The organism is Ideonella benzenivorans (assembly GCF_020387415.1).
GTDB classification, from domain to species: domain Bacteria; phylum Pseudomonadota; class Gammaproteobacteria; order Burkholderiales; family Burkholderiaceae_C; genus Ideonella; species Ideonella benzenivorans.
The window spans coordinates 13,995-29,350 of record NZ_JAGWCB010000008.1 but is presented as its reverse complement, the minus strand read 5'-3'; the positions used below and the strand labels follow the sequence as shown (position 1 = coordinate 29,350).

Annotated in this window: 16 protein-coding genes and 1 tRNA gene; 12 read left to right on the top strand and 5 right to left on the bottom strand. The window is 68.6% G+C overall.

The window, feature by feature from the left end; genetic code table 11:
• Positions 1 to 16: 16 nt before the first annotated feature.
• The 3 genes from KGA65_RS05880 to cysM are packed head-to-tail and all read right to left on the bottom strand — an operon-like array spanning position 17 to position 1,776.
• Positions 17 to 244: a sulfurtransferase TusA family protein gene (locus KGA65_RS05880; protein ID WP_225862223.1), complete on the bottom strand. Its 228-nt coding sequence runs from the start codon at positions 242 to 244 to the stop codon at positions 17 to 19.
• Between the two features lie 60 nt (positions 245 to 304).
• Positions 305 to 850: an NUDIX domain-containing protein gene (locus tag KGA65_RS05875; protein ID WP_225862222.1), complete on the bottom strand. Its 546-nt coding sequence runs from the start codon at positions 848 to 850 to the stop codon at positions 305 to 307.
• Positions 851 to 870: 20 nt separating this feature from the next.
• Entirely contained in the window at positions 871 to 1,776 is a 906-nt protein-coding gene (cysM, locus tag KGA65_RS05870) for a cysteine synthase CysM (RefSeq protein ID WP_225862221.1), read from the bottom strand.
• Positions 1,777 to 1,895: 119 nt separating this feature from the next.
• On the opposite strand from cysM, the gene KGA65_RS05865 reads away from it, so the two are divergent.
• Both KGA65_RS05865 and KGA65_RS05860 read left to right on the top strand, forming a co-directional pair.
• Positions 1,896 to 1,980, top strand: a tRNA-Leu gene (locus tag KGA65_RS05865).
• A gap of 50 nt (positions 1,981 to 2,030) precedes the next feature.
• Positions 2,031 to 2,636 (top strand): rhomboid family intramembrane serine protease, encoded by a 606-nt coding sequence (locus KGA65_RS05860; RefSeq protein ID WP_225862220.1) that lies wholly within the window; start codon positions 2,031 to 2,033, stop codon positions 2,634 to 2,636.
• A 6-nt stretch (positions 2,637 to 2,642) separates the two neighbouring features.
• Here KGA65_RS05860 and KGA65_RS05855 read toward each other — a convergent pair whose 3' ends face one another.
• On the bottom strand, positions 2,643 to 3,545 hold the full coding sequence (locus tag KGA65_RS05855; protein ID WP_225862219.1) for an SDR family oxidoreductase: 903 nt from the start codon (positions 3,543 to 3,545) through the stop codon (positions 2,643 to 2,645).
• 103 nt (positions 3,546 to 3,648) lie between these two features.
• On the opposite strand from KGA65_RS05855, the gene KGA65_RS05850 reads away from it, so the two are divergent.
• Together KGA65_RS05850 and KGA65_RS05845 are read left to right on the top strand one after the other, a co-directional pair.
• Positions 3,649 to 4,689: a CDP-6-deoxy-delta-3,4-glucoseen reductase gene (locus tag KGA65_RS05850; RefSeq protein ID WP_225862218.1), complete on the top strand. Its 1,041-nt coding sequence runs from the start codon at positions 3,649 to 3,651 to the stop codon at positions 4,687 to 4,689.
• Positions 4,690 to 4,694: 5 nt separating this feature from the next.
• The gene (locus tag KGA65_RS05845; protein ID WP_225862217.1) at positions 4,695 to 5,312 is read left to right on the top strand and encodes a LysE family translocator; all 618 of its coding nucleotides are present in this window, start codon (positions 4,695 to 4,697) and stop codon (positions 5,310 to 5,312) included.
• Between the two features lie 7 nt (positions 5,313 to 5,319).
• Here KGA65_RS05845 and KGA65_RS05840 read toward each other — a convergent pair whose 3' ends face one another.
• Positions 5,320 to 6,225, bottom strand: a complete 906-nt coding sequence (locus KGA65_RS05840; protein ID WP_225862216.1) for a LysR family transcriptional regulator — start codon at positions 6,223 to 6,225, stop codon at positions 5,320 to 5,322.
• 115 nt (positions 6,226 to 6,340) lie between these two features.
• Here KGA65_RS05840 and KGA65_RS05835 point away from each other — a divergent pair, with 115 nt between their 5' ends.
• The 8 genes from KGA65_RS05835 (at position 6,341) to KGA65_RS05800 (ending at position 15,355) form a co-directional block, all read left to right on the top strand.
• The gene (locus KGA65_RS05835; RefSeq protein WP_225862215.1) at positions 6,341 to 7,534 is read left to right on the top strand and encodes an acyl-CoA dehydrogenase; all 1,194 of its coding nucleotides are present in this window, start codon (positions 6,341 to 6,343) and stop codon (positions 7,532 to 7,534) included.
• Between the two features lie 309 nt (positions 7,535 to 7,843).
• Positions 7,844 to 9,028, top strand: a complete 1,185-nt coding sequence (locus KGA65_RS05830; protein WP_225862214.1) for a CaiB/BaiF CoA transferase family protein — start codon at positions 7,844 to 7,846, stop codon at positions 9,026 to 9,028.
• A gap of 149 nt (positions 9,029 to 9,177) precedes the next feature.
• Positions 9,178 to 9,378: a hypothetical protein gene (locus KGA65_RS05825; RefSeq protein WP_225862213.1), complete on the top strand. Its 201-nt coding sequence runs from the start codon at positions 9,178 to 9,180 to the stop codon at positions 9,376 to 9,378.
• A 225-nt stretch (positions 9,379 to 9,603) separates the two neighbouring features.
• The gene (locus tag KGA65_RS05820) at positions 9,604 to 10,377 is read left to right on the top strand and encodes a ferredoxin--NADP reductase (RefSeq protein WP_225862212.1); all 774 of its coding nucleotides are present in this window, start codon (positions 9,604 to 9,606) and stop codon (positions 10,375 to 10,377) included.
• Between the two features lie 193 nt (positions 10,378 to 10,570).
• Positions 10,571 to 12,091, top strand: coding sequence for an efflux transporter outer membrane subunit (locus KGA65_RS05815; RefSeq protein ID WP_225862211.1), 1,521 nt, complete (start codon positions 10,571 to 10,573; stop codon positions 12,089 to 12,091).
• Positions 12,088 to 13,392, top strand: a complete 1,305-nt coding sequence (locus tag KGA65_RS05810) for an efflux RND transporter periplasmic adaptor subunit (protein WP_225862210.1) — start codon at positions 12,088 to 12,090, stop codon at positions 13,390 to 13,392. The genes KGA65_RS05815 and KGA65_RS05810 overlap by 4 nt, the downstream gene beginning before the upstream one ends.
• Positions 13,389 to 14,144 carry an ABC transporter ATP-binding protein gene (locus KGA65_RS05805; RefSeq protein WP_225862209.1) on the top strand — a complete coding sequence of 252 codons (756 nt, stop codon included), beginning with the start codon at positions 13,389 to 13,391 and terminating at the stop codon, positions 14,142 to 14,144. Before KGA65_RS05810 ends, KGA65_RS05805 begins: the two co-directional genes overlap by 4 nt.
• Positions 14,144 to 15,355, top strand: a complete 1,212-nt coding sequence (locus KGA65_RS05800) for an ABC transporter permease (RefSeq protein ID WP_225862208.1) — start codon at positions 14,144 to 14,146, stop codon at positions 15,353 to 15,355. Before KGA65_RS05805 ends, KGA65_RS05800 begins: the two co-directional genes overlap by 1 nt.
• Position 15,356 lies beyond the last annotated feature (1 nt).

Below are 15,356 nucleotides of genomic sequence, written 5' to 3'. Positions count from 1 at the left end.
CGCTGAGCCGGGAGGCTCAGCGCCGCCGCAGCCAGTGCACCAGCTTCTCGCCCTCGGCATCCTGCGCCACCAGTTCATGGCCGGTCTGCCGGGCAAAGGCCTGGAAGTCGCGCGTTGAACTGGGATCGGTGGCAATCACCTTCAGCAACTGCCCACTGCGCAGTTCGGCCAGCGCCTTCTTGGCCTTCAGAATGGGCAGCGGGCAGCTGAGACCGCTGGTGTCGAGTTCCTTGTCGGGTTGCATGCCGGTCCTTGAGACGCCGAGGTCTTGATTCTATGGAGAACGCGCCCGCTGTCGCGGCTTTCAGCGCGTCTGTGGCCATTCCATGAAACGGGGCTCGATGCCCCGCTGCCGCAGCCAGTGGGCCAGCGCAGGCCCCGTGCCCTGGGGCCAGCACAGCACCTGCTCGGGTGTGAACAGCCGGTACTCCGCCAGTTCGGGGGACAGGCGGATCTCGCCGTATGCCCGGACGTGGTAGGCCATGATGACCTGGTTGAGCCGCTGGAAATCATAGACCCCGATCAGGGCCGTCGACTCGACCGTCAGACCGGTCTCCTCCAGCACCTCGCGGCCAATCCCCTCTTCTGCACTTTCGCCCGCTTCCATGAAGCCGGTGATCAGCGCGAACAGCCGCCCGGACCAGGCCGCGTTGCGGGCCAGCAGCAGTTGCCCACCGCGGTCAGTGCACTCCACCACCGCGGCCAGCACCGGTGTGGGGTTGTTCCAGTGGGTGAAGCCACAGGCTGTGCAGCGCAGGCGCTGCTTGGCCCCGCCATCCTCCTGCGCCCAGATCCAGGCCAGCGGGTGGGCGCAGACAGGGCAGTAGCGGAACTCAGGCGCTTCACTCATCGGATGTTCCGTGGTGCGGCTCAGGCGGGGAACACCCCAGTCGACAGGTAGCGGTCGCCGCGGTCGCACACCACGAACACGATGGTCGCGTTCTCCACCGTGCGGGCGATCTGCAACGCCACCCAGCAGGCCCCGGCCGCCGAGATGCCGGCGAACAGGCCTTCCTCGGCCGCCATGCGCCGGGCCATGTCCTCGGCATCGGCCTGGCTGACGGAGACCAGTTCATCGACCAGTGCCGGCTCGTAGATCTTGGGCAGGTAGGCCTCCGGCCATTTGCGGATGCCGGGAATGCGCGAGCCCTCGGCCGGCTGCGCACCGATGATCTTGACGCCCGGGTTCTGTTCCTTCAGGTAGCGCGCCACCCCGGTGATGGTGCCGGTGGTGCCCATCGCGCTGACAAAGTGCGTCACCTGCCCGGCGGTGTCGGTCCAGACTTCCGGCCCGGTGCTGTCGTAGTGGGCGGCCGGGTTGTCCGGGTTGGCGAACTGGTCCAGCACCCGGCCCTTGCCATCGCGTTGCATCTGTTCGGCCAGGTCACGGGCCAGTTCCATGCCGCCGGACTTGGGCGTCAGGATCAGCTCGGCCCCATAGGCCTTCATGGTCTGCGCCCGCTCGATCGAGAGGTCCTCCGGCATGATCAACACCATGCGGTAGCCCTTGATGGCCGCCGCCATCGCCAGCGCGATGCCGGTGTTGCCCGAGGTGGCCTCGATCAGCGTGTCGCCCGGCTTCACGTCGCCCCGCAGCTCGGCCTGGCGGATCATGTTGATGGCCGGCCGGTCCTTGACCGAGCCCGCCGGGTTGTTCCCTTCCAGCTTGCCGAGAATCACATTGCCGCGGCTGGCGATCTCCGGGCCAGGCAGGCGTTGCAGACGCACCAGCGGCGTGTGGCCGATGGCATCCTCCAGGGTTTTGTAGTTCGGCATGAGAAGCGGTTTCCAGCAGAGGCCTGCCATTATCGGCCTGTGCGAAGACCCGGCTTTTCACCATGCCATAATGCGCCCCCAACGTACCCCGGCCGCCCTGGCCGCCAGGTTCGTTCCCTGCCCGCGTGACGAAATCGGTAGACGTAGCGGATTCAAAATCCGCCGCCGCAAGGCGTGCCAGTTCGAGTCTGGCCGCGGGCACCAGGACCTCGCATTGCGCGGCGTTCCTTCCGCTTTACCCGTAGCGAGCGCTCATGCCCCCCATGCCCCCGATGACCAAGGCGCTGATGCTGATCTGCACGGCGATGTTCTGCGTCCAAGCCCTGCTGGATGCCTATCTGCCCGTCACGGGCTGGCTGTCGCTCTGGCCGCTGGGCTCCGGCAACTTCATGCCCTGGCAGGTGCTGACCTACGCCTTCCTGCATGCCAGCATCGGCCACCTGTTCTTCAACATGCTGGGTCTGTGGATGTTCGGCAGCGAACTGGAACGCCTGTGGGGCGGCAAGCGCTTCCTGCAGTTCATGGCCGCGGGCGTGCTGTCGGCCGCGCTGTGCCAGTTGATCGTCACCGCATTGCTCGGTTCGTATGTGCCCACCGTCGGCATCTCCGGCGCGCTGTATGCGCTGCTGCTGGCCTACGGCATGCTGTTCCCCGAGCGGACCATCATGCCGCTGTTCCCGCCCATCCCGATGAAGGCGCGGACCTTCGTGCTGGTGTTCGGCCTGTTGGAACTGGGCCTGGGTGTGACCGGCGCCACCGGCGTGGCCCACTTCGCCCACCTGGGCGGCATGCTGGGCGGCTGGCTGATGATCCGCTACTGGCGCGGCCAGGCGCCCTTCCCGCGCCGTCGGCGCTGGTAAGCCGCTTCAGCGGCCGGCCTTCAGGGCCGCCAGCACATCCGGGTAAAGGAGCTGCACACGCAGCTCCTTTTTCATTCGGGCGTTCGACAGCCGCCGGGATTCGCTCAGAAAGCTCAGCTGCACCGGCGAGAACTGCTTGGCCGCCTGGGCCCGGGTGATCCGCGGCGGCCGCGGCAGGCCACAGGCCTCGGCCACCGCCTCGAAGTGCTCGCCCATGCGGCGCTGGCTGTCGTCGCAGACGTGGTAGACCCGCTGTGGCGCGCCCCGAAACAGCGCGGCCAGGCCAGTGCGGGCCAGGTCGTCGGCGTGGATGTGGTTGGTGTAGACGTCCTCGGCGGGCACCAGAACCGGCGCCCCGCGCCTCACCCGCGCGGCCGGCCCGCCTTCGCGGTCGCCCGCGTAGATGCCGGGCACGCGCAGGATGCTGGCGCACCAGCCGGCCGCCGCCCCCAGCGAACGGACGGCCTGTTCAGCCGCCACCCGCCGCCGGGCCCGGTCGGTGCGCGGTGCGCAGGGCTGGCTTTCGTCGATCCAGGCCCCGCCCACGTCGCCGTACACCCCGGTCGTGCTGGCGTAGACCAGGCGACGCACCGCCCCCGAAGGCCCGGGCCGCCGCAGCACCCGCGCCAGGGCCGTCATCCGGGGATCGGCGCTGCCCTGGGCCGGTGGCGGCGCCAGCATCAGCACCCGCGGCGCCAGCCGGGCCAGGCGCCGCAAACTGTCCGCGTCGTCCAGGTTGCCCAGCAAGGGGCTCGCGCCGGCCGCCCGCAAGGCGGCTTGGCGTTCGGGCTGGGAGGTGAGCACCCGGACCGTCCAGCGGCCCGTCACCCGGGGCAGCACACGCAGCCCAACGTCGCCACAGCCGACGATCAGCAGGCGGGTACGACGGAAGCGGGCGGGCAGGCTCATGGCGGACAGGGCAAAATCGAGGTTCGCGCGCAGTGTAGCGATGCCGCTGACGCCCCCTCTTTCGTCTTTCGACACGGCCCTTTCTGGTCCTTCGCCCCGATCCATGAGCTTCAACGTCACCCTCCAGCCCTCCGGCCGCCACTACACCGTCGGCGCCGATGAAACCCTGTTGAATGCAGCCATCCGCGAAGGCATCGGCCTGCCCTACGGCTGCAAGGACGGTGCCTGCGGCTCCTGCAAGTGCAAGCTGCTCGAAGGCAAGGTGGTCCACGGCCCGCACCAGGAGAAGGCCTTGAGCGCCGCCGAGGAAGCCGCCGGCATGGTGCTGACCTGCCGCGCCACGCCGCAGACCGACGTGGTGCTGGAAGCCCGCGGCGTCGCCGCCGAGGGCCAGTTCCCGGTGCTGAAGATGCCGGGCCGCGTGCTCTCGCTGGAGCGGCTGGCCGACGACGTGATGCGCCTGAAGGTGCAGCTGCCGGCCAACCAGAACTTCCAGTTCCATGCCGGCCAGTACATCGAATTCCTGCTGCGCGATGGCGCCCGCCGCGCCTATTCGGTGGCCAACGCCCCGCACAACCTGGGCACGCCGCCGGCCATCGAGCTGCACATCCGCCACATGCCAGGCGGCAAGTTCACCGACCAGGTCTTCAGCACGCTGAAGGAGAAGGACATCGTCCGCATGGAAGGCCCGTTCGGCAGCTTCTACCTGCGCGAGGACAGTGACAAGCCGATGGTGCTGCTGGCCTCGGGCACCGGCCTGGCGCCGATCAAGGCGCTGATCGAGCGCCTGGAGGCCCAGGGCAGCACGCGCCCGGCCGTGCTGTACTGGGGCGGCCGTCGCAAGGCCGACCTCTACCTCAACGACTGGCTGGAAGCCGCCGCCGCGCGCCTGCCCTGGCTGCGCTACGTGCCGGTGCTGTCGGACGCCACGCCGGACGACGGCTGGACCGGTCGGACCGGCTTCGTGCACCAGGCGGTGATGGCTGACCTGCCCGACCTGTCGGGCCACCAGGTCTATGCCTGCGGCGCGCCCATCGTGATCGAGAGCGCGCAACGCGATTTCGTGGCCCAATGTGGGCTGCCGGCCGAGGAATTCTTCGCCGACAGCTTCACCTCCGAAGCCGACAAACAAACCACTGCGTGATCCCCATGGACGCCCTGCTCTTCTTCCCATTGGCCGTGATGATCGCCCTGACTCCGGGGCCGAACAATTTCTGCGCGCTCAACAACGGGATTCGCCAGGGCGTCGGCGCTGCGCTGTTCGGCACCGTCGGCCGCGTGCTGGCCTTCGCGATCTTCCTGACCATCTCGGCCGTGGGCCTGGGGGCCATGCTGCTGGCCTCCGAAACCGCCTTCAACGTGCTGAAGTGGGTCGGCGCGGCCTACCTGTTCTGGTTGGGCTGGAAGGCCTGGCACAGCCAGGACGCCGGCCATCTGGCGGCCGACGAGGCTCAGGCTGCGCCGCGCTCGCTGCGCAGCTTGGCCACGCAGGAATTCCTGCTGGGCATCAGCAACCCCAAGGCCATGCTGCTGTTCGCGGCCATCTTTCCGCAGTTCATCAACCCGGCCAAGCCCGCCGCGCACCAGTTCCTGGTGCTGGGCGCCACCTACCTGGCGGCCGAGTTCGTGTCCGCCGCGGTCTATGGCGCGGGTGGCCGGCAGCTGCGTCGCTTCATCACCACCTCGCGCGGCGCCCGCCGCCTGAACAAGGCCACCGGCGGCTTCTTCGCCGGGGCGGGTGGCTTGCTGCTGGCCGCCCACCGCTGAGCCAGCCTCAAGCCTGGGCCAGGTAATCCTGCGCCTGGGCCTGCAGCCAGGCCGAGAAGGCCTGCAGCAAGGGCGCATCCGCCTTGTGCGGCGGAACGATGAAGCGATAGATGCGCCCGCTGTGCTGCGCGTGGGGCAGCACCACGATCAAACGCCCGCTGGCCAGATCGCTTTCCACCAACAGGCGGGGCACCAGGGCCACGCCCAGGCCTTGGGCCGCCGCCTCGGAAAGCATCGAGAAGAGCTCCATTCGGGACCCGGCCATGTCGTGCTCCACCGACAGCCCCTGGGAGGCGAACCACTGCCGCCAGCCATCGGGCCGGGTGCTGGCCTGCAGCAGCGGCAAGGCGGCCACGTCCGCCACCGTGCGGCAGGCCGACGCCCCGGGCAGCCGTGGGCTGGCCACGGCCACCAGCGGCTCCGGCATCAGGTCGATCGACTCGGTGCCGGGCCAGGGCTCACTGCCCGGCAGGATGGCCGCGTCAAACGGCGTGTCGGCAAACAAAAAGGGCCGCGTGCGGGGCGTGAAGTGCACCAGTGCGCCGGGATGCGCCCGCTGGAAATCCGCCAGGCGGGGCAACAGCCATTGCGTGGCGAAGGTGGGGACCACCGCCAGCTCCAGACTGCCCCCGCCCTCCGCGCCCCCGCTCATCAGGTCCAGCGCATCGCGTTCCACCTCGTCCAGCCGCGCAGCCACCCGCCGGCTGTAGCGTTGCCCCGCTTGGGTCAGGGCCACGCCGCGCTGGCTGCGGCGGAACAGCTTCACCCCCAGAAAGTCCTCCAGCGAAGCGATCTGGCGGCAGATGGCACTCTGCGTCACCGCCAGCTCGGCCGCGGCCCGGGTGTAGCTCTGATGACGGGCCGCTGACTCAAAGGCAGCCAAGGCGGCGGTGGAAGGCAGCTTGCGACGCATGGCAACTCCGGTGTGCGCTTCTCGCACGAATGAATGCTGAATTCTCGGTTGTCCGCCAGGAAGCCACAACCTAAGATGCCCCTTCAGCACAACATCACCCCTGGAGAGACAAACCATGAGCCACGCCACCCGCGCCGCCAAGCCCGTGTTCCACTGGGACGACCCCCTGCTGCTGGACGACCAGCTGACCGAGGACGAGCGCCAGGTGCGGGATGCGGCGCAGGCCTACTGCCAGGACAAGCTGGCGCCGCGCGTGCTGGAGGCCTTCCGCCACGAGAAGACCGACCCGGCCATCTTCCGTGAGATGGGCGAGCTGGGCCTGCTGGGCCCGACCATCCCCGAGGCCTACGGCGGTGCCGGCCTGAACTACGTCTGCTACGGCCTGGTGGCCCGTGAAGTGGAGCGTGTCGATTCGGGCTACCGCTCGATGATGAGCGTGCAGTCCTCTCTGGTCATGGTGCCGATCTTCGAGTTCGGCAACGAGCAGACCAAGCAGAAGTACCTGCCCAAGCTGGCCACCGGCGAGTGGATCGGCTGCTTCGGCCTGACCGAGCCCAACCACGGCTCCGACCCGGCCAGCATGCTCACCCGCGCCAAGAAGGTGCCGGGCGGCTACAGCCTGTCGGGCAGCAAGATGTGGATCACCAACAGCCCGATCGCCGACGTGTTCGTGGTCTGGGCCAAGGACGACGAAGGCGCCATCCGCGGCTTCGTGCTGGAAAAGGGCTGGAAGGGCCTGTCGGCCCCGGCCATCCACGGCAAGGTGGGCCTGCGCGCCTCCATCACCGGCGAGATCGTGATGGACGAGGTCTTCTGCCCCGAGGAAAACGCCTTCCCCGAGGTGCGCGGCCTGAAGGGCCCGTTCACCTGCCTGAACAGCGCCCGCTATGGCATCGCCTGGGGCGCCCTGGGCGCGGCCGAGTTCTGCTGGCACACCGCCCGCCAGTACACGCTGGACCGCCAGCAGTTCGGCAGGCCGCTGGCCGCCAACCAGCTGGTGCAGAAGAAGCTGGCGGACATGATGACCGAGATCACCCTGGGCCTGCAGGGCTGCCTGCGCCTGGGCCGCATGAAGGACGAGGGCACGGCCGCGGTGGAGATCACCTCCATCATGAAGCGCAACAGCTGCGGCAAGTCACTGGACATCGCCCGCACCGCGCGTGACATGCTGGGGGGCAACGGCATCTCCGACGAATTCGGCATCGCCCGCCACCTGGTCAACCTGGAGGTGGTGAACACCTACGAGGGCACGCACGACATCCATGCGCTGATCCTGGGCCGCGCGCAGACGGGTATTGCGGCGTTCTGATTGGATCGGATGGCTGAAAAACCTCGCGCTCGCTTGGTGTGAGGTTCGGGATCCGGGCTGCGTTGCTGCGCTCATGTCCTCCGGCCTGCGGCCTCCCCCTTGACTTCGCTCCGCAACACAACCCGACTCCCGAACCGGGCACCGTCTTGGCTGTTCGGAGGGTGAAACTGCGCCACGCCTGCTGGCCGGGGACTCGGGTGGGCCCTGGAACGAAGTCAAGGAGGAGGCCGCAGGCCGGGGGACATGAGTGCAAGGGCCCACCCGAGTCCCCGAGCACGCGCCAACCTTGACAACACTTCTCCACACGCCATGAACACCACCGCCCTGCAAGGCCTCAAGGTCCTCGATCTCTCCCGCGTTCTCGCCGGCCCCTGGGCCAGCCAGCTGCTGGGCGACCTGGGCGCCGATGTGGTGAAGGTGGAACGCCCCGGTGCCGGCGACGACACCCGCAGCTGGGGCCCGCCGTGGGTGCCCACTGCCGAAGGCACACCCAGCCGGCAGGCAGCCTATTTCCAGTGTGCCAACCGCAACAAGCGCTCCATCGCCATCGACATGGCCACGCCCGAAGGCCAGGCCCTGATCCGCGAGCTGGCCGCCCAGGCCGACGTGGTGCTGGAGAACTTCAAGGTCGGCGGCCTCAAGGCCTACGGCCTGGACTGGGAGAGCCTGAAGGCCCTCAACCCGCGCCTGGTGTACTGCTCCATCACCGGCTTCGGCCAGGAGGGCCCCTACGCCCACCGCGCCGGCTACGATTTCCTGATCCAGGGCATGGGCGGGCTGATGAGCCTGACCGGCCGCGCCGACCACGAGGAAGGCGCCGGCCCGCAGAAGGTGGGCGTGGCCCTGGTGGACATCATGACCGGCCTGTACGCCACCATCGGCGTGCTCGCCGCGCTGCGCCACCGCGATGCCACCGGCGAAGGCCAGCACATCGACCTAGCCCTGCTGGACGTGCAGGTGGCCGCGCTGGCCAACCAGGCCGCCAACTACCTGACCAGCGGTGTGGCGCCCAAGCGCATGGGCAATGCCCACCCCAACATCGTCCCCTACCAGGACTTCCCCACCGCCGACGGCGACATGATCCTGGCCGTGGGCAACGACGGCCAGTTCGCCAAGTTCTGCGCCGTGGCCGGCCATCCGGAATGGGCCTCGGACGAGCGCTTTGCCACCAACCCGGCCCGGGTGGCGAACCGGGCCGTGCTGATTCCCCTGCTGCGCCAGGCCACCGTGATGCGCACCACCGCCGAATGGATTGCGGCCCTGGAAGCCGCTGGCGTGCCCTGCGGCCCGATCAACCGCCTGAACGAGGTCTTTGCCGACCCGCAGGTGCTGGCCCGAGGGCTGAAGGTGGAGATGCCGCACCCGCTGTTCGGCCAGGTGCCGCTGGTGGCCAACCCCATCCGCCTGTCGGCCACGCCGGTGCAGTACCGCATCGCCCCGCCGCTGCTGGATGAGCAGGCACGCGATGTGATCAAGGACTGGCTACACCGCTGAGCCCGCAGACGTCCGGACACAACCCTGTGCCCAGCGGCCCCACACATCCCCAAGAAATTTTTTGAAATCCGACGTCAACCCAAGCGGAAGTCTTCTCGTTGTTCATCGTGACGATGTCGTCACTCATTCATTCCTCTGGAGAAACCCACATGACCAAGCTGCTGACTGCCCTTGCCGCCTCGATGTTCGCGATCGGTGCCTTTGCTGCCGACGCGGCTCCTGCTGCTGACGCTGCCTCCACTGCGGCTTCTGCTCCGGCCAAGGCTGCTCACAAGGCCAAGAAGGTGCACCACAAGGCCAAGAAGGCCAAGGCTGCTGCCTCTGAAGCCGCTGCTTCCGCCGCTCAATAAGCTGCGACGTTCTCCCGGCAACGGCCTGGGTCAGGCGGTTGCATCAAGGCTCCTTCGGGAGCCTTTTTCATGTCCGAAGTCAAGACAGGCCCAGGGCACTTGACCCTGCGCAGAAGTGACCTCTTGGCTTGAGAGACAATGCGAGCTTTGCTGCCAAGCAGACCTTTTCCGTCTTGGCAACCCCGACACCTCCCACTTCCCTCTTGCTCCCAGGATCCGACAAGAATGAGTGCCTTCCACGAAGAGCGCGTGCTGAGCGTGCACCACTGGACCGACCGGCTGTTCAGCTTCACCACCACCCGCGACACCGGTCTGCGCTTTTCGAATGGCCACTTCACGATGATTGGCCTGAAGGTGGATGGCAAGCCGCTGCTGCGCGCCTATTCCATCGTCAGCCCCAATTACGAGGAGACGCTGGAGTTCCTGAGCATCAAGGTGCAGGACGGCCCGCTGACCTCGCGTCTGCAGCACATCAAGGTGGGTGACTCCATCATCGTCGGCAAGAAGCCCACCGGCACCCTGCTGATCGACTACCTGGTGCCCGGCAAGCGCCTGTACCTGCTGTCCACCGGCACCGGCCTGGCGCCCTTCATGAGCATCATCCGCGACCCGGACACCTACGAGAAGTTCGAGCAGGTCGTGCTGGTGCACGGCGTGCGGCATGCCAACGAGCTGGCCTACCACGACTACATCACCCAGGAGCTGCCCCAGCACGAGTTCCTGGGCGAGATGATCAGCAAGCAGCTGCTCTACTACCCCACCGTGACCCGCGAGCCCTACCAGCACCAGGGCCGCGTGACGACCGTGATCGAGAACGGCCAGCTGGCCAACGATCTGGGCATTCCGCAGCTCAACGCCGCCGAAGACCGCGTGATGATCTGCGGCTCCCCCGAGATGCTGCGCGACTTGAAGACCATGATGGAAGCGCGCGGCCTGAAGGAAGGCAGCACCACCACGCCGGGCGACTACGTGATCGAACGGGCCTTTGTCAGCCAGTGAGATCCTTCCCGACCTGAAGAACGAAAGCCGCCTGCGGGCGGCTTTTTCGTGCCTGACGCACCGCAGGGCGCCTCGGCGACGGCCCCACGGAAAATTGACTGATGTCAATCCTGGCTGCTTTAGGCGCCGGGGATCCGGAGTCCGCCCGACAGGCTGACTATCATGGGGCATGACCCGCCCCGAGGATCTTGTCGTGCTCCCGTCGCCCCACCGGCTGGCCACCAGCGCCCGCTCACGAAGGCGGCTGGGCTGGTTCCTCGGTCTGTTGCTGACGACCGCCTTCGCCCAGGCGGGTGACGATCCCCGCAACGCCACCCAGGGCTTGGGTGATGCGCTGCCCGGCACCTGGCTGCGCGCCGATGCCGGCACGGGCCAGTCGGCGGATGAGGACACCCTTGCCCAGTGGTGGCAGCAGTTTGATGACGCCCAGTTGCAGTGGCTGATCCAGGAGGCGCTGGCGCGCAACCCCGATCTGCGTTCGGCCCAGGCCACCCTGGCCCAGGCGCGGGCCAGCCGGGCGGTGATTGCCGCCGGGGGCCGGCCCCAGTTCTCCACCCCAGTGTCCGCCACCCGCAACCGCATCGACAGCGACACCAGCCGGCTCTACAAGGTGGGCGTCAGCGCCAGCTGGGAGCTGGACTGGAACCATGCCATCGACGCCGGCGTGAAGGCCGCCGATGCGACGATGCACAGCGCGGCCGACGACTGGGTGACCACCCGCATGGTCATCACCTCGGAGGTGGCGCTGGCCTACTTCGAATGGCGCGGCGCCCAGTGGCGTGAACGCATTGCCGGAGCCAGCCTGCAATCCCAGCAGGAAACCCAGCAGCTCATTGATTGGAAGGCCCAGGCCGGCCTGCTGAGCCAGCTCGACCAGGACCAGGCCCGGCAAAGCACCGAACAGACCCGGGCCAGCCTGCCCACCCTGCACACCGAAGCGGCTCAGTATGAACATCAGCTGGCGCTGCTCACCGGCCGTACGCCAGTCGAGCTGCACGACCGCTTGACCCGCGAAGCCCCCTGGCCGGCGACCGATCCGCTGATCGCCCGCCTGCGCGCCGGGGTGCCGGCCGACCTGCTGCGGCGCCGGCCCGACCTGCGGTCGGCCGAAGCCAAGGTGCTGTCCCAGTGGTACAGCATGGTGCAGACCCGGCGTGACGGCGAACCGACGCTGGCGATCACCGGCTCACTGGGCTTGCAGGCCATCGCCCTGAGCGCCCTCACCCACGGCGCCACGGCGGTCGCTGCCCTGGGGCTGAACATCGACTGGCCGATCTGGGAAGGCGGCAAGCGCGAAGCCCTGGTGGCCGAACAGAAGGCCGCCTGGGATCTGACCCGTGCCAGTTATGAATCGACCCTGCTGGGTGCCGTGCAGGATGTGGAGGACAGCCTGGTGGCCACGCGCGACAGCGTGGCCCGCTGCCAGGCCTTGCAGCAGGCCACCGAGGCCGCCCAGCGGGTGGTGGACACCAACCGCTACCGCCATGAGGCCGGGCTGACCGACACCGCCACCCTGCTGGACAGCCAACGCAACCTGCTGACCTTGCAGACCACGCTGGCCAGCGCCCGCACCGACCAGACCCTGTCGCTGGTGCGGCTGTACAAGGCCCTGGGGGGCGGCTGGACCGAGGCCGACCTGACGGCTGCCCTGCCCGCACCCCAGCCGCCCCGCGAGACCTCTCCCTGGACTTCCCTGTTCCGGACCGAACGATGACCCACGACACCCCGCCCGAGACCTCTTCCTCGACGGGCGCCCTGCCCGCTTGGCTGCAAGGCGACAGCCAGCCCCTCTGGCGTCGCCGCAGCACTTGGCTGGCCATCGGTATCGGGGTGCTGGCCGTGGCCGGTGCGCTGGTCTGGATGCGCCACAACGCCGCCCAGCAAGCGCCCCGCTACATCACCGAAACCTTGGCCCGGGGTGATCTGTCGCTGACCGTCTCGGCCGACGGCACCCTGGAGCCGACCCGCTCCGTCAACATCGGCAGCGAACTCTCCGGCACCGTCACCCGGGTGCTGGTGGACGTGAACGACCGGGTCAAGAAGGGCCAGGTCCTGGTGGAGCTGGACACCTCCAAGCTGAAGGACCAGGTCGCCCTGTCCCAGGGCGCGCTGGACAGCGCCAAAGCCACACTGCTGCAGACCCAGGCCACGGTGAAGGAATCCCGCGTGGCGCTGCAGCGCCTGAAGGACGTGGGGCGCCTGTCCGGCGGCAAGGTGCCTGCCGCCACCGACCTGGACGCGGCCCAGGCCACGATGGACCGCGCGGTGGCCGCCGAGGCCGCCGCCCGCGCCGCGGTGGTCCAGGCCGAGGCCACGCTGCGCACCAACCAGACCAACCTGAACAAGGCCTCGATCCGCTCGCCCATCGACGGCGTGGTGCTCACCCGCTCGGTCGACCCTGGCAACGCCGTGGCGGCCTCGCTGCAGGCGGTCACGCTGCTGACCATCGCCGAAGACCTGACCCACATGAAGCTGTCGGTCAACGTGGACGAGGCCGATGTCGGCCAGGTCCAGAACGGCCAGCAGGCCCAGTTCACCGTCAGCGCCTGGCCCAACCGCAAGTACCCGGCCACCGTGACCCGCGTGGCCTACGGTTCGACCATCACCGACAACGTGGTGACCTACACCACCGAACTGGAAGTGGCCAACCCGGACCTGACGCTGCGCCCTGGCATGACCGCCACCGCCGCCATTGCCGCCACCGTGCACAAGAACGTGCTGCTGGTGCCCCGCAGCGCGCTCAACTTCAGCCCTTCGGCCGTCGCCAAGTCTGCCTCGGGCGGCAGCATCGTGTCCAAGCTGATGCCCCGCCCCCCCAACACCGCCAGCCGCACGGCACGCACCGATTCCCGCAATGGCAGCACCCGGCGCGTCTGGGTGCTGGAAGCCGGCCAGCCGCGCGCCATCGACGTGCAGGTGGGGCTGAGCAATGGCCGGTTCACCGAGGTGAGCGGCAACGGCCTGGCCCCTGGCATGGCGGTGATCACCGAGCAGCAGAGCGGAGCCACGCCGTGAGCCCGGCCCCGGCAGAGGCCCCGCCCGCGGGCCAGCCCCTGATCCGGTTGCGCGGCGTCACCAAGACCTACGGCCAGGGCGCCATCGCCTTCCAGGCCCTGCGCGGCGTCGACCTGGATGTGCAGCGTGGCGAATTCGTCGCCATCATGGGCCCCAGTGGCTCGGGCAAGTCGACGGTGATGAACATCATGGGTTGCCTGGACACGCCCAGCAGCGGCGAATACCTCTTCGATGGCATCCACGTCGAGCGGCTGGACCGCGACGCGCGCGCCCTGCTGCGCCGGCACCAATTGGGCTTTGTGTTCCAGGGATTCAACCTGCTGGCCCGCACCTCGGCCCAGGAGAATGTCGAACTGCCCCTGCTCTACCGCGGCACCCCCGCAGCGGAGCGGCATACCGCCAGCCGGGCCGCCCTGGCCCAGGTTGGCCTGAACGGCTGGGAGGACCACACGCCCGGCGAACTGTCGGGCGGCCAGCAGCAACGGGTGGCGATCGCACGCGCCATCGTCACCCAGCCGGCCGTGCTGCTGGCCGACGAGCCCACCGGCAACCTGGACAGCGCCCGCGGCGCAGAAATCATGGCGCTGTTGAGTGAGCTGAACCGCCAGGGCATCACGGTGCTGATGGTGACCCATGAGCCCGACATGGCGGCCTGGGCCCACCGGGTGGTGCATTTTCGGGATGGCCAACTGGAACGTGACGAAGCCCAGACGCCGGTTCAGGCCGCCCGACCCAGCGAGGAGAAGGCCTGATGTGGGGCAGCTCCATCCTGCTGGCCCTGCGGGCCATCCGCCGCAACCTGCTGCGTTCCTTTCTGACGGTGCTGGGCATCGTGATCGGTGTGGCCGCGGTCATCACCATGGTCACGGTCGGCAACGGCGCCACCCGCGCGGTGCAGGACCAGATCAGCAGCCTGGGCAGCAACCTGCTGCAGGTGCGCCCCGGCCAGCGCCTGGGCCCCGGCATGGGCACCGCGGGTGCGCCGCCGTTCAAGGAGGCGGACATCGAAGCCATCTCCGCCCAGATCGGCGGCCTCAAGGCCGTGGCCCCCGAGGTGCGCTCGGCCGTCACCGTGGTGGCCAATGGCAAGAACTGGTCGACCACCGTGACCGGCTCCACCAACGCCTACTTCATCACCGGCAACTGGAGCCTGGCCTCTGGCCGCACCTTCAGCGACGAAGAGCTGGCCTCCGGCGCCGCCGTCTGCCTGCTGGGCGCCACCGTGCGGCGGGAACTGTTTGGCGCCAGCAGCAACCCGCTGGGCGAACAGGTGCGGGTCAAGTCCTTCTCCTGCCAGATCATCGGCCTGCTGAACGCCAAGGGTCAGGCCGCCATGGGCATGGACCAGGACGACACGGTGGTGGTGCCGTTGCGCACCGCGCAGCGCCGGGTCACCGGCAGCACCAAGATCAACACCCTGCTGATCTCGATGCAGGACGGCGCCGACAGCGCGCGCATCACCGCCAACCTGACGACGCTGCTGCGCGAGCGCCGCAAGCTGGCCGAAGGCACCGAGAACAACTTCAACGTGCTGGACACCGCCCAGATCGCCCAGACGCTGTCGGGCACCACGCAGCTGATGACCTCGCTGCTGGGCGCGGTGGCGGCCGTGAGCCTGCTGGTGGGCGGCATCGGCATCATGAACATCATGCTGGTCAGCGTCACCGAGCGCACCCGCGAAATCGGCGTGCGCCTGGCCATCGGCGCCCTGGCGCGCGAGGTGCTGCTGCAGTTCCTGGTCGAGGCGGTGGTGCTGTCCTCGCTGGGCGGGCTGGTCGGCATCGTGCTGGCCACCGGGGCCTCGCTGGGCATCACCGCGCTGATGGGCGTGCCCTACCTGTTCAACCCCGGCGTGAACCTGCTGGCCTTTGCCTTCTCGGCCGGCATCGGCGTGATCTTCGGCTACTTCCCGGCCCGCCGGGCCGCGCAGCTGGACCCGATCGAGGCCCTGCGGCACGAGTGAG

Bases quoted from the DNA above. Each gene is read 5' to 3' on its own strand.
- KGA65_RS05880 (WP_225862223.1), bottom strand. From the start codon at position 244: ATGCAACCCGACAAGGAACTCGACACCAGCGGTCTCAGCTGCCCGCTG.
- KGA65_RS05875 (WP_225862222.1), bottom strand. From the start codon at position 850: ATGAGTGAAGCGCCTGAGTTCCGCTACTGCCCTGTCTGCGCCCACCCG.
- cysM (WP_225862221.1), bottom strand. From the start codon at position 1,776: ATGCCGAACTACAAAACCCTGGAGGATGCCATCGGCCACACGCCGCTG.
- KGA65_RS05860 (WP_225862220.1), top strand. From the start codon at position 2,031: ATGCCCCCCATGCCCCCGATGACCAAGGCGCTGATGCTGATCTGCACG.
- KGA65_RS05855 (WP_225862219.1), bottom strand. From the start codon at position 3,545: ATGAGCCTGCCCGCCCGCTTCCGTCGTACCCGCCTGCTGATCGTCGGC.
- KGA65_RS05850 (WP_225862218.1), top strand. From the start codon at position 3,649: ATGAGCTTCAACGTCACCCTCCAGCCCTCCGGCCGCCACTACACCGTC.
- KGA65_RS05845 (WP_225862217.1), top strand. From the start codon at position 4,695: ATGGACGCCCTGCTCTTCTTCCCATTGGCCGTGATGATCGCCCTGACT.
- KGA65_RS05840 (WP_225862216.1), bottom strand. From the start codon at position 6,225: ATGCGTCGCAAGCTGCCTTCCACCGCCGCCTTGGCTGCCTTTGAGTCA.
- KGA65_RS05835 (WP_225862215.1), top strand. From the start codon at position 6,341: ATGAGCCACGCCACCCGCGCCGCCAAGCCCGTGTTCCACTGGGACGAC.
- KGA65_RS05830 (WP_225862214.1), top strand. From the start codon at position 7,844: ATGAACACCACCGCCCTGCAAGGCCTCAAGGTCCTCGATCTCTCCCGC.
- KGA65_RS05825 (WP_225862213.1), top strand. From the start codon at position 9,178: ATGACCAAGCTGCTGACTGCCCTTGCCGCCTCGATGTTCGCGATCGGT.
- KGA65_RS05820 (WP_225862212.1), top strand. From the start codon at position 9,604: ATGAGTGCCTTCCACGAAGAGCGCGTGCTGAGCGTGCACCACTGGACC.
- KGA65_RS05810 (WP_225862210.1), top strand. From the start codon at position 12,088: ATGACCCACGACACCCCGCCCGAGACCTCTTCCTCGACGGGCGCCCTG.
- KGA65_RS05800 (WP_225862208.1), top strand. From the start codon at position 14,144: ATGTGGGGCAGCTCCATCCTGCTGGCCCTGCGGGCCATCCGCCGCAAC.